Origin of the sequence: Wolbachia endosymbiont of Nomada ferruginata, assembly GCF_001675785.1 — a bacterium.
Taxonomy (GTDB): Bacteria; Pseudomonadota; Alphaproteobacteria; order Rickettsiales; family Anaplasmataceae; genus Wolbachia; species Wolbachia pipientis.
Map to the genome: position 1 here is coordinate 1 of NZ_LYUY01000219.1, position 277 is coordinate 277.

Sequence of the window (277 nt, forward strand, 5' to 3'; positions counted from 1 at the left end):
GTTTAGAATCGGGAAAAGATCCTGGAACAGAGGAATTAGCACTGAAAGCAAGATTTGAAGCACGAATTGTGATTGATAGCACAATAGAAAATGCCCCTATTATTGTCAGAACATTAGCTGCTGAGGTTGCGAAAGTAGTAAATAAAAATACTTGGAACGTGAAAAATGTTTCACCAGGAGAATTTATATCAGGAGGAGGAGATGACTTTAGACCAGAGCTCGATGCATATTTAGTGTGGATGGTTGAATGGGTGCATACAATACACGTAGGGCGATC

General features: G+C 39.7%; 1 pseudogene. It reads left to right on the top strand.

Features of this window, described 5'->3' with window-relative positions:
* Positions 1–277 (top strand): annotated as a pseudogene (locus BA053_RS06480) (hypothetical protein); the annotation flags it as partial.